Annotated in this window: 11 protein-coding genes; all 11 read left to right on the top strand. The window is 31.2% G+C overall.

Translation table 11 applies throughout. The features are described from left to right. Positions 1–9 precede the first annotated feature (9 nt). The 11 genes from cimA to CLPUN_RS00725 all read left to right on the top strand — a co-directional run bounded on the left by cimA (position 10) and on the right by CLPUN_RS00725 (position 12,333). The gene (cimA, locus tag CLPUN_RS00775; protein WP_077845483.1) at positions 10–1,605 is read left to right on the top strand and encodes a citramalate synthase; all 1,596 of its coding nucleotides are present in this window, start codon (positions 10–12) and stop codon (positions 1,603–1,605) included. A 15-nt stretch (positions 1,606–1,620) separates the two neighbouring features. After that, positions 1,621–2,880, top strand: a complete 1,260-nt coding sequence (gene leuC, locus CLPUN_RS00770) for a 3-isopropylmalate dehydratase large subunit (RefSeq protein WP_077845482.1) — start codon at positions 1,621–1,623, stop codon at positions 2,878–2,880. 13 nt (positions 2,881–2,893) lie between these two features. Continuing rightward, on the top strand, positions 2,894–3,382 hold the full coding sequence (gene leuD / locus CLPUN_RS00765) for a 3-isopropylmalate dehydratase small subunit (RefSeq protein ID WP_077845481.1): 489 nt from the start codon (positions 2,894–2,896) through the stop codon (positions 3,380–3,382). Positions 3,383–3,700: 318 nt separating this feature from the next. Next, positions 3,701–4,783 (top strand): 3-isopropylmalate dehydrogenase, encoded by a 1,083-nt coding sequence (leuB, locus tag CLPUN_RS00760; RefSeq protein WP_077845480.1) that lies wholly within the window; start codon positions 3,701–3,703, stop codon positions 4,781–4,783. A gap of 99 nt (positions 4,784–4,882) precedes the next feature. Beyond that, positions 4,883–6,559 carry a biosynthetic-type acetolactate synthase large subunit gene (gene ilvB / locus CLPUN_RS00755; protein ID WP_077845479.1) on the top strand — a complete coding sequence of 559 codons (1,677 nt, stop codon included), beginning with the start codon at positions 4,883–4,885 and terminating at the stop codon, positions 6,557–6,559. Between the two features lie 13 nt (positions 6,560–6,572). Further along, a complete protein-coding gene (gene ilvC / locus CLPUN_RS00750) occupies positions 6,573–7,577 on the top strand; it encodes a ketol-acid reductoisomerase (protein WP_077845478.1) in 1,005 nt (334 codons plus the stop codon). A 318-nt stretch (positions 7,578–7,895) separates the two neighbouring features. Then, complete coding sequence (locus CLPUN_RS00745; protein ID WP_077845477.1) at positions 7,896–8,204, top strand: hypothetical protein; 309 nt, start codon at positions 7,896–7,898, stop codon at positions 8,202–8,204. Between the two features lie 210 nt (positions 8,205–8,414). Next, positions 8,415–8,675 carry a GIY-YIG nuclease family protein gene (locus tag CLPUN_RS00740; protein WP_077845476.1) on the top strand — a complete coding sequence of 87 codons (261 nt, stop codon included), beginning with the start codon at positions 8,415–8,417 and terminating at the stop codon, positions 8,673–8,675. 353 nt (positions 8,676–9,028) lie between these two features. Beyond that, the gene (locus CLPUN_RS00735) at positions 9,029–10,336 is read left to right on the top strand and encodes an ABC transporter substrate-binding protein (RefSeq protein WP_077845475.1); all 1,308 of its coding nucleotides are present in this window, start codon (positions 9,029–9,031) and stop codon (positions 10,334–10,336) included. 231 nt (positions 10,337–10,567) lie between these two features. Then, a complete protein-coding gene (locus CLPUN_RS00730; RefSeq protein WP_077845474.1) occupies positions 10,568–11,434 on the top strand; it encodes a carbohydrate ABC transporter permease in 867 nt (288 codons plus the stop codon). Further along, positions 11,434–12,333, top strand: coding sequence for a carbohydrate ABC transporter permease (locus CLPUN_RS00725; RefSeq protein WP_077845473.1), 900 nt, complete (start codon positions 11,434–11,436; stop codon positions 12,331–12,333). The genes CLPUN_RS00730 and CLPUN_RS00725 overlap by 1 nt, the downstream gene beginning before the upstream one ends. Positions 12,334–12,600 lie beyond the last annotated feature (267 nt).

Here is a 12,600-nt window from a genome sequence, read left to right as displayed (position 1 = left end):
AATCATATTATGGAACAGAATCAGGTTAAGATATTTGATTCTACATTAAGAGATGGAGCTCAGGGGCAAGGAATTTCCTTTTCATTAGAAGATAAGATCAAGATAGTAAAAGTTTTAGATGAGATGCACATTGACTACATTGAAGCTGGTAATCCTGGATCAAATCCAAAGGATATGGAATTCTTTAAGAGACTTAAGGATGTGGAACTTAAGACATCAAAACTAGTTGCATTTGGATCAACTAGAAAACCTAATGTTACGGTAGAAGATGATAAAAGCTTAAAAGATTTATTATTATCAGGTACAGATGTTATTGTGGTTTTTGGAAAGTCATGGGACTTCCAAGTTACAGATATTATAAAAACATCATTAGATGAAAATATTGAAATGATAAAAGATACTATTAAATATTTGTGTAAAAATGGAAAAGAAGTTTTTTTCGATGCAGAACATTTTTATGATGGGTACAAAGAAAATAAAGATTATGCAATGTCAACTTTAAAGGCTGCTGAAGAAGCTGGGGCAAAAGCAGTAGTCTTATGTGATACTAATGGAGGTACCTTACCCCAAGATATATATGATATAACAAAGGCTGTAAAGAATGAAATAAGCGGAGAAATTGGAATTCATAGTCATGATGATATGGGAATGGCAGTTGCAAGTTCAATTATGGCGGTTGAAGCTGGGGCAAAGCAAGTTCAAGGAACCTTTATTGGAATTGGAGAAAGATGTGGTAATGCTAATTTAAGTACAATAATACCGGTATTGAAACTGAAGTTTGAATATGAAATTTTAAATAATATTGACTTAGTTAATTTAACAAAATCAGCTAGATATATTGCAGAAATATGCAATATAACATTAATAGATCAAAGTCCTTTTGTAGGTAGTTCATCGTTTGCTCATAAAGGTGGAATGCACATTGATGCAGTAACTAAAGCACCAAGATCATATGAACATGTAGCTCCAGAGATTGTAGGAAATAAGAGGAGATTTTTAGTTTCAGAAGTTAGTGGAAAAAGTACTATATTACAAGAAATAAAAAAGATATTTCCGAACATATCTAAAGATGATATTTCAGTTCAAAAGATTACAGATAGATTAAAAGAATTGGAATATGAAGGCTATCAATTTGAAGGAGCAGAAGGAACTATTGAATTAGTTATAAGAAAGATTATTGGTAAATACAAACCATTCTTTAAATTAAATCACTTTAAAATTATTGGAGAACAACCTTATGGCTCTGAAGAATTTTCTTCAACAGCAGTAATAAATATTACAGTTGATGGACAAAATGAAATGACAGCAGCAGAAGGGGAAGGACCAGTAAATGCACTAGACAAAGCTATTAGAAAAGCACTTGAAGTATTTTATCCAGAACTAAAAAAAGCAAGGCTTGTAGATTATAAAGTTAGAGTTTTAGATTCAGAAAGTGCAACAGAAGCAAAGGTAAGAGTTTTAATTGAATCAACAGATGGGATTGAGAATTGGAGTACTGTTGGGGTATCTCGAGATGTAATTCAAGCCAGCTGGATAGCACTAGTAGATTCAATAGAATATAAATTAATAAAAGATATTGAAAGAAAAGTAAAAGCATATTTTTAAGGAGATGATTAAAACATGGGAATGACAATGACACAAAAAATCTTAGCAGCGCATGCAGGCTTAGAAGCTGTAAAAGCTGGACAATTAATTGAAGCAAATCTTGATTTAGTATTAGGAAATGATATTACAACTCCAGTGGCTGTAAATGAATTTAAGAAATTTGGAACAGATAAAGTATTTAGCAAAAGCCAAATTGCAATTGTTCCAGATCACTTTACTCCGAATAAGGATATAAAAGCAGCTGAGCAAGTTAAATACATTAGAGAATTTGCTCAAAAGATGGAAATAGAAAACTTTTTTGAAGTTGGAGAAATGGGAATTGAACATTGCTTACTTCCTGAAAAAGGATTAGTCGTTGCTGGTGATGTTGTTATAGGAGCAGACTCACATACTTGTACATATGGAGCACTTGGCGCTTTTTCAACTGGTATTGGATCAACTGACATGGCTGCTGGTATGGCTATAGGGAAATGTTGGTTTAAAGTACCATCAGCTTTAAAATTTGTTCTTAAGAACAAACCTGCCAAATGGATAAGCGGAAAAGATATCATATTACACATAATTGGAATGATTGGTGTTGACGGCGCATTATATAAATCAATGGAATTTGTAGGAGATGGATTACAATACCTTTCAATGGACGATAGATTTACAATGGCAAATATGGCAATAGAAGCTGGTGGAAAGAATGGAATTTTCCCAGTTGATGATAAAACAGTTGAATATTTAAAAGCTCATGCAGCTAGAGAGTGGAAAACTTATGAAGCTGATGCAGATGCAGAATATGATGAAGTGTTTGAAATTGACTTAAGTACATTAAGACCAACAGTTTCATTCCCTCATTTACCAGATAACACAAGAACAATTGATAATACAGGAGAATTGGCTGTTGATCAAGTTGTAATCGGATCATGTACTAATGGTAGAATTTCAGATTTAAGAATAGCTAGAGATATATTGAAAGGAAAGAAAGTTAAAAAAGGTATCAGATGTATAGTTATTCCTGGAACTCAAAAAATCTACTTACAAGCCTTAGAAGAGGGAATAATAAAAGATTTAGTTGAAGCTGGAGCAGTATTCTCCACACCAACTTGTGGGCCATGTTTAGGTGGACATATGGGAATCTTAGCGAAAGATGAAAGATGCGTATCAACAACAAACAGAAACTTTGTAGGAAGAATGGGACATGTTGAATCAGAAGTATATCTTGCAAGTCCAGCAGTAGCAGCAGCATCTGCTTTAACTGGAAAAATAACTAGCCCAGAATTAGTCTAGGAGGTATTTAGTAATGAGCGTAAAAGGTAAAGTATTCAAATATGGAGACAATGTAGATACAGATGTAATAATCCCAGCGAGATATTTAAACACATCAGATGCTAAAGAACTTGCTGCACACTGTATGGAGGATATAGATTTAGACTTTGTAAAGAATGTAAAAGATGGTGATATAATTGTTGCTAACAAAAACTTTGGCTGTGGTTCTTCAAGAGAACATGCGCCACTTGCAATTAAGACAGCTGGAATCAGTTGTGTTATAGCATCAACTTTTGCAAGAATATTCTATAGAAATTCAATTAATATTGGATTACCAATTTTAGAATGTGATGAAGCTGTAAAGAATATAGATGCAGGTAACGAATTAGAAGTTGATTTCTCGACAGGTGTTATTAAAAATCTAACTAAGAATCAAGAATATAAAGGTGAACCATTCCCAGAATTTATGCAAAAGATCATAGATAATGATGGATTAATTGGATATATAGGAAGCAATAAGTAATAAAAAATAATAACAGAATTGTGTGAATTTTCTTGATATAATTACTCGAGAAAGAGATAATATTAGGTAAAGATATAACTTATTTCATATGAATCTAATGCAAATAGAATAATTTAATATTAATTAAGAATTATGTTTTAGTAATTAAATTATTATTTGATTATATGAAGTAATGTGAACAAATGTTAAATAAATGAGTAATAAGAAAATAATTAAATAGAGTTTAATAGTTACTAGTTAATAATTGTGAATAAAACATCACAACTCTTAACTCTTAACTCTTAGTTCTTAACTGAGTTAAAGAGGGGGATTTTTATAATGAAATGTAATATAGCTGTAATACCAGGAGACGGAATAGGTCCAGAGGTTATAGACGAAACAGTAAAAGTTTTAAAAGTTATTGGGGATAAGTTTGGACATAGATTTGAGTATGAATATGTATTAGCAGGTGGATGTGCTATAGATAGAGAAGGAACACCACTTCCAGAAGCAACTTTAGAAGCATGTAAAAATAGTGATGCTGTTTTACTTGGAGCTGTTGGAGGTCCTAAATGGGATGATCCTACTGCTAAAATAAGACCAGAGCAAGCGTTATTAGGTTTAAGAGGGGCATTAAATCTTTATTGTAATTTAAGACCTGCTGTATTATATGCTCCACTAAAAAATGAATCACCACTTAAAGACAGCATAGTTAAAGATGGAATAGATATCTGTATAGTAAGAGAATTAACAGGTGGTATATATTTTGGCCAAAGAGGCCTAGAAGAAGTTGATGGTGTAAAGAGCGCTTATGATACTGAAAGATATAATGTAAATGAAATAACTAGAATTGCTAAAATCGGATTTGAAACGGCAATGAAGAGAAATAAGAAACTTACAAGTGTTGATAAAGCTAACATATTAGAAAGTTCAAGACTTTGGAGAAGTGTAGTTAATGAAATGGCTAAGGATTATCCAGAAGTAGAAGTAAATCATTTATATGTTGATAACACTGCAATGCAGCTAGTTAAAGATCCAAATCAATTTGATGTAATTGTAACTTCAAATATATTTGGAGATATATTATCAGATGAAGCTAGTATGGTTACAGGATCAATTGGAATGTTACCATCAGCATCACTTGGAGAAGGGACACTTGGAATGTATGAACCAATTCATGGGAGTGCTCCAGACATAGCAGGGCAAGGAATTGCTAATCCTTTAGCAACTATTCTTTCAGCTGCAATGATGCTTAGATACAGTTTTTCACTAGAAGAAGAAGCTAAATTAATTGAAAATGCAGTATTAGCAGTTCTTGAAGATGGTTATAGAACTGGAGATATAATGACAGAAGGTAAGAAAAAAGTTGGAACAGTTGAAATGGGAAGTCTAGTTTGTCAAAAATTACAAGCAATAAAATAATTAACAGGTCATAGTTTTATAGAGAAATTACAATAAGGGTAGTTTGCTCTATTAGATGTTAATTGTAAAAACCATTTTATAAGCAAAGGAGTGAATAAAATGTTATTAACAGGGGCTGAAATCTTAATAAAGTCACTGCTTGATGAAGGTGTAGAGACTATATTTGGATATCCAGGGGGGGCTGTATTAAATATATATGATGAATTATATAAATATAAGGATAAAGTTCACCATGTTTTAACCTGTCATGAACAAGGGGCAGCTCATGCAGCTGATGGATATGCAAGAGCAACTGGAAAAGTGGGAGTTTGTCTTGCAACTTCAGGACCAGGTGCTACTAATCTAGTAACAGGTATTGCTACGGCATACATGGATTCAATTCCTATGGTGGCTATTACAGGAAATGTGGCTAAACCACTACTAGGAAAGGATAGCTTTCAAGAAGTTGATATAACTGGAATTACAATGCCTATAACAAAACATAATTATATTGTAAAAGATGTTAAGGATCTTCAAGACATAATTAGAGATGCTTTTTATATAGCACAAGAAGGTAGACCAGGTCCTGTATTAATAGATATTCCTAAGGACATTACTGCAGATAAAACTCAGTATACAAAATTAATACCTAAAGAAGTTATTAGGAAATCAGAGCATATTACAGAAAAATCTGTGAAAGAAGCAGTAGAATTAATAAATCAAAGTAAGAAACCACTTATATATGCAGGTGGAGGTGTTGGCATTTCCGAAGCAACACAAGAATTAATAAGTTTTGCAGAAAAGATAGGTGCACCTGTATCAACATCACTTATGTGTATGGCAGAGTTTCCAAATGACCATGAACTATATACTGGAATGATAGGAATGCATGGAACAAAAGCATCAAATATCGCTGCAACTAAATGCGATTTATTAATAACACTTGGAGCTAGATTTAGTGATAGAGTTATAAGTCATCAAAATCATATTAAGAATGCAAAGGTATTACAAATAGATGTAGATCCAGCAGAAATAAATAAAAATATAAAAGTTGATACTTGCGTTGTTGGAGATTTAAAGTTAGCCTTAGATAAATTAATACCATTAATTGAAGAAAAGAAAAATGAAGAATGGCTAAACACAATTAATAATCTAAAAGAAGAAAAAAAAATGCCATCAAACTGTGAGATAACTCCAGAATTATTTTTCGATAAACTAAATCAATTAAATGATGGAAGTTTTATAATATCAACTGAAGTTGGGCAACATCAAATGTGGACTGCTCAATACTTTAAGTTTAAGAAACCAAGAACTTTTATAACTTCAGGTGGTCTTGGAACTATGGGATATGGACTTGGAGCCGCAATAGGTGCTCAAACAGGTATGATTGATAAAAGAGTATTTAACATTGCTGGAGATGGAAGCTTTGGAATGAATTGCAATGAATTAGTTACTGCAGTTAAAAATAAACTTCCATTAATACAAGTAGTTATGAATAATAACTGTTTGGGAATGGTTAGACAATGGCAAAACTTATTTTATGAAGAAAGATATTCTGAAACAACGCTAGATAGACCAACAGACTATGTTAAACTTGCAGAAGCTTTTGGAGCTAAAGCATTTAGAATAACTAAAGAAGAAGAAATAGATGATATTTTAAGAAAAGCTCTGGCTTCAACAGAAGGTCCAGTTCTTATAGATTATGTAATAAACAGTAATAAAAAAGTTTTTCCTATGGTTGCACCTGGTGCGCCAATTAATCAAATAATAAGCGAAGAAGATATTAATAATAATTAGGAGGTCATTAGAGATGGCAAAAATGTATTATGAAAAGGACACAGATTTAAATTTATTAAAAGGAAAGAAAGTTGCTATAATAGGTTATGGTAGTCAAGGTCATGCTCATGCATTAAATCTTCATGAAAGTGGAATAGATGTTACTGTTGGTTTATACAATGGAAGTAAATCTTGGGCTAAAGCAGAAGCAGCTGGATTAAAAGTTGCAACTGTTGCAGAAGCATCAAAAGCAGCAGATTTCATCATGATTTTATTACCAGATGAAAAACAAGGAAAAATATACAATGAAGAAATTGCTCCAAACTTAGAAGAAGGAAATTCATTAGTATTTGCTCATGGATTTAACATACACTTTGCACAAATTGTACCACCTTCATTTGTTGATGTATTTATGGTTGCACCTAAGGGACCAGGACACTTAGTAAGAAGAACATATACTGAAGGCGCTGGAGTACCATGTTTAATCGCTGTACATCAAGATGCATCAGGAAAAGCAAAACAATATGCTTTAGCATATGCTAATGGAGTTGGTGGAGCAAGAGCTGGTATTCTTGAAACTACGTTCAAGGATGAAACAGAAACTGATTTATTCGGGGAACAAGCAGTACTTTGTGGTGGAGCAGCAGAACTTATCAAAGCTGGCTTTGAAACTTTAGTAGAAGCTGGATATGCACCAGAAAATGCTTACTTTGAATGTATGCATGAAATGAAATTAATCGTTGACTTATTCTACCAAGGTGGATTAAGCTTAATGAGATATTCAGTATCTGACACTGCTGAATACGGAGATTACCAAATCGGTAAGAGAATCATTACAGATGAAACTAAGAAAGAAATGAAGAAAGTTCTTAAAGAAATCCAAGATGGTACTTTTGCAAAGAACTGGTTATTAGAAAACCAAGTTGGAAGACCAAACTTTAATGCGACTAGAAGAATGGAAGCAGAGCATCCAATCGAAAAAGTTGGTAAAGAATTAAGAGGAATGATGAGCTGGATAGATACAGCTAAAGTAGACTAGTATCTATAATAGTGGTTATAAATAAGGAAGAGGGCGAGTGTTTAGATTTACTAAATACTTGCCTTCTTCTTTTCATTGTATTTTATTAAATGCAGGAGACATTTGTTAAGGGCTATAAGGATTATAAATATATATTTTTTGAGTCTTTTCTTTAGAATTTAATAGTTATGATAGTGAGAAATATATAAATGTAAAAATTAAAAACAATTAAATTCTAAGTCTTTCCAAGAATTATGTTATTATAATTCATTTTGGGGTAGCTTGACTTTAATAAAATATATATAATTATTTATAGAGGAAATTTTAAGGGGTGAAATAATGAGTGCAAAATTATATGTAAATTTTAAATTGAGTAAATTGGAGTTTCGTTTTCGCAGCATAAAGCTGAGTATAAAGAATGAAACAAGATCATATGAACTGGTAGCGAAACCTAATAAAGAAGAAGAGCTTGAAATTGAGCCAGGAAAGTATGAAGTAAATGTACATATTCCATATTTATTTACTAAGGCAGGTGCAGCAAGATTTGTAATAGCACCTAATGAAGGGGACAAACTTTTAATAACATATAGACTACCAAGTGGAGCAGTATTCTTGGAAGGTAAGGTAGATATAACAAGAAAAGAGTAGTTAATATTATTGAAATATATTGTTAATTGCTAATTAACAATTAACAATTAGCAATTAGCAATTAAGGAATAAAAGTTAAAGGATTAAAGAGTAAAGTAAGGAATAACAGCTTAAGAATAAAAGGAATTAAGAAGATTCATAGTTTTTAATATTAATTGTACAGGTACAATATAAATTTTAAATTGCTAATTTACTAAAGTGAGGGAAAGCATGAATTATGTATATATAGTAGAATGCTCAGATGGTACATTCTACACTGGGTGGACAAATAATTTAGATAAAAGAATAGATATGCATTCAAAAGGCAGAGGCGCTAAATACACTAAAGGCAGAGGCCCTGTCAAGCTAGTATATAATGAAATATTTGATACTAAAGAAGCTGCAATGAAGAGAGAATATCAGATAAAAAAATTAACAAGGCAGGAAAAATTATTATTGATTGATGCTGGGTTAAATAAATTAAGTAATTAGTCGAGAAATGAAAATATTTGTGCAAACGGTTTAGTAAAAATGAATATATTAAAGCAAACAGTAATAAATTTAAGAAAAACATATTAATTTGCCCCAAAATGAAGGAAAATATTACTTGTGAAAAATTTTAATAATTGATATACTAAAACTATGAAAAGAAAAGGTTATCATAACGTCTAATAGTAAGAAAAAAATAAAAGGTTAAATTTTTTTCAGAAATTTCGCAACCGGTTGCGAAATAATAAATAACAAGTTTAACATTATTTGCTTAAAAGTAATTTTAAGTATATGTTTATAATATAATATTTAAGATTTGAATAATTTTAAATCAATTTAATGGAGGGGTATTCATTATGAAAACAAAAAAATTATTATCCGCAATTTTGGCATCTACATTATTACTTGGAACGATGGTAGGCTGTGGGACAAGTTCCAGTACTGGCAGTGATAGCTCAGCTAAAGCTAGTGGAGGAAAAACAGTTAAGATATTTCAATTGAAAGTTGAAATTAACGATGCTCTGCAACAACTTGCTAAAAAGTATGAAGAAGAAAAAGGTGTAAAAGTTGAAATCACTTCAGTGGGTGGTGGTGCTGACTATGGTGCATCATTAAAAGCAGAATTCCAAAAAGGAACTGAACCAGATGTGTTTATGATTCAAGGTACTGCAGATTATCAAACTTGGAAACATAAAATTGATGATTTAAGCTCAGAAAAATGGGTTGGAAATGCTGTTAAGGGTACTTTAGATTCAGTAACTATTGACGGAAAAGTATATGGTATGCCAGCAGCAACAGAAGGTTATGGTTTAATATATAATAAAGAAATTTTAGATAAAGCTGGTATAGATCCAAAATCTATAGATACATTTGATAAATTAAAAGCAGCGTTTGAAAAATTAGATAGCAAAAAAGCTGAGTTAGGAATTGATAATGTTGTATCATATACAACAAAGGAATTCTGGGTTACTGGTAATCACACATTTAATATGGCATTAGCCACACAAGAAAAACCTAAAGAATTTATTGAAAATTATCTTGCAGGAAAAGCAGATATAGTTAATAATAAGCAATTTAATGATTGGATGAATTTAGTTGAATTACTTTGCAAATATGGCGGTGGAAAGAATTTAGATACTATAGATTACAGTACTCAAGTTGGTAACTTTGGAGCAACTTCGAAAACTGCATTCTTACATCAAGGTAATTGGGTTGCTGGAGATTTAAAGAACTTAGACGTTAAATTCGATATGGGATTTATACCATTACCAATTAACGATGATCCAAAGGTAAGCGGTTCTATTCCTGTTGGAGTACCAATGTATTGGGTAGTTAACAAAGATTCTAAAGTTAATAAAGAAGCAAAAGAATTCTTAGATTGGATGGTAAGCAGCAAAGCTGGCCAAGAGGCATTAGTTAAAGATATGAACATGATTCCAGCATTTACAAACTTTACAGTTGAAAGTGATAACCCATTGAATAAGTCAATAACTGAATACAACAAAGCAGGAAAAACTCTTCCATGGACATTCACTAACTTACCAGATGGATTTAACAAAAACAGCTTAGCGCCTTTATTCTCCAAATTTATTAATACAGATATGGGAGCACAAGCTAAGAAAGATATGTTACAAGGAATTCAAGATGCAACAAAAGCTAAATAGCATTAGATAAAGTAAAACTTGATTCAGGTAGCTTTTACCCATCTGAATCTATACCCTCAAGGGGTACAATGTCCAGGAACTTAGTGCCACTTAGCACCATTCTAAAACTGGTGTATTAGTGGCAGTTAGCTATCGGATAAAATTTATTCATGAGGAGTTTTATACCCCTCATGAATCTTTTAAAAATAAATTTTAAGATAGCACTTAAAATTTTAGGAAAGGAGTAAGTGTATGAGTAAGAAATTAAAATCGAATAAAGATTTTTGGATATTTGTCGGACCAGCTTTATTTGCAATAATAATGGTAGTAATAATTCCTTTTATAATAGGAATATATTATACATTTACAAATTGGAATGGTGCTAACCCACAATATGATTTTGTAGGAATAAAAAACTACATATACCTAGTAAAAGATGAACAATTTATATATTCTTTAAAAATAACTACGTTATATACATTTGCAAGTGTTATAACCATCAATTTAGTTGGATTCGGATTAGCATATGTGGTTACAAGAAAATTAAAGACTAGCAGCTTTTTAAGAACAGGTTTCTTTATGCCAAATCTAATTGGAGGATTAATTTTAGGCTTTATATGGCAATTTATGTTTAATTCAGTATTCACAGGAATAGGAAAAAGTTTAGGTAGTGAAACTCTTTCAACATCATTATTGCAACAACCAACTACTGCAATGTTTGCGATGCTTATAGTTTCAACTTGGCAATATGCTGGATATATAATGGTTATATATGTAGCAGCACTTGAAAATGTACCAGCAGATTTAATAGAGGCAGCACACATTGATGGAGCTAATGGATGGCATACCTTTAAGAACATAACAATACCGATGGTAAGACAAGGTATAACAATCTGTTTATTTTTAACATTGGCAAATTCATTTAAATTATTTGATTTGAATTTTTCGTTAACACCAGTAAAAACAACAGAAATGTTAGCCTTAAACATATACAATGAAGCATTTTTAATAAATAACATGGGAATAGGCCAAGCTAAAGCTATTATATTCTTCATACTTGTGACTACCATTTCTTTAACTCAAGTATACTTTAACAAGAAAAAGGAGGTAGAAGTATAATGATGGTAAGTAAAACTATAAATAATGCAGAAAACATTAAGTCACGTAAAAAACTAAAAACATTAGATAGTTATACTGGGAAATTAAAATTATTAGAAGCATTTTCATGGATATTACTGTTAATATATATGTTACCTTTTTATTTGATGTTTATAAATTCTTTCAAAACAAGAAGAGAAATTTTTTCAAATACAACAGGATTGCCAGCTGCATGGAATTATAAGAATTACTTGGATGCCATGAACAGAATGGATATAGTAACGTCATTTACTAATTCTATGATAGTAACAGTAGGAGGAGTTGCATTAATAATCCTATTTTCTTCAATGGCGGCCTGGGTATTAGTTCGTGATCAATCAAAAAAGAGCAAGGTAATATTTTATATATTCACTTCAGGTATGATTGTTCCTTTCCAAGCTATAATGTTACCACTTGTAAAGTGGATGGCAAAATTTCAATTTGGACCATTTCAAATGTTAGGTACACGTTATGGATTAATCTTTATGTATATAGGTTTTGGTGTTAGTATGAGTATATTCCTATATCATGGATTTATTAAAGGAATACCTCAAGAAGTAGAAGAGGCTGCAACTATAGATGGATGCAGTAAGTGGCAGACATATGTAAAAGTATTATTGCCCTTATTAAAACCAACAACTGTTACAGTAGCTGTTTTAAATAGTATATGGATATGGAATGACTTTCTATTACCTTTCTTAACTGTAAATGGAAAAGTAAACACTATACCGTTAGCTATGAATACTTTCTTTGGTGCATTCTCAAAACAATGGGAATTAGCCATGGCAGCATTAGTTTTAGCTATAATTCCAATTATTATATTCTATTTCTTTGTTCAAAAGCATATTATCGCAGGTATTGTTCAAGGTTCTATAAAATAAAGAATAAATTTAGAGGCTATTTTAAAGATTTAAATTGTTATTTTATAATGAGGCTTTTTAATAAAAATTTAATATATGGTGATAAATACTAGGAATTTCAAATTTAGATTTTTATTAAAAAACTAGACTAGAAATGATTTTAATTTAAATGTACAATAGTCTCTTAGATTTTAACAAGATTTTTACGTATAAGGATTAAATTATGGATTTTTATGCAAGCGCTTGCTTAAAGGCGGTAAAATAAATAAAGAATATCAAATAAAAAAT

This window comes from Clostridium puniceum (genome assembly GCF_002006345.1).
Classification (GTDB): Bacteria; Bacillota; Clostridia; order Clostridiales; family Clostridiaceae; genus Clostridium; species Clostridium puniceum.
This window is presented reverse-complemented; position numbering and strand designations above follow the sequence as displayed.

Coding starts and splice junctions, on each gene's coding strand:
- cimA (WP_077845483.1), top strand. CDS start 10: ATGGAACAGAATCAGGTTAAGATATTTGATTCTACATTAAGAGATGGA.
- leuC (WP_077845482.1), top strand. CDS start 1,621: ATGGGAATGACAATGACACAAAAAATCTTAGCAGCGCATGCAGGCTTA.
- leuD (WP_077845481.1), top strand. CDS start 2,894: ATGAGCGTAAAAGGTAAAGTATTCAAATATGGAGACAATGTAGATACA.
- leuB (WP_077845480.1), top strand. CDS start 3,701: ATGAAATGTAATATAGCTGTAATACCAGGAGACGGAATAGGTCCAGAG.
- ilvB (WP_077845479.1), top strand. CDS start 4,883: ATGTTATTAACAGGGGCTGAAATCTTAATAAAGTCACTGCTTGATGAA.
- ilvC (WP_077845478.1), top strand. CDS start 6,573: ATGGCAAAAATGTATTATGAAAAGGACACAGATTTAAATTTATTAAAA.
- CLPUN_RS00745 (WP_077845477.1), top strand. CDS start 7,896: ATGAGTGCAAAATTATATGTAAATTTTAAATTGAGTAAATTGGAGTTT.
- CLPUN_RS00740 (WP_077845476.1), top strand. CDS start 8,415: ATGAATTATGTATATATAGTAGAATGCTCAGATGGTACATTCTACACT.
- CLPUN_RS00735 (WP_077845475.1), top strand. CDS start 9,029: ATGAAAACAAAAAAATTATTATCCGCAATTTTGGCATCTACATTATTA.
- CLPUN_RS00730 (WP_077845474.1), top strand. CDS start 10,568: ATGAGTAAGAAATTAAAATCGAATAAAGATTTTTGGATATTTGTCGGA.
- CLPUN_RS00725 (WP_077845473.1), top strand. CDS start 11,434: ATGATGGTAAGTAAAACTATAAATAATGCAGAAAACATTAAGTCACGT.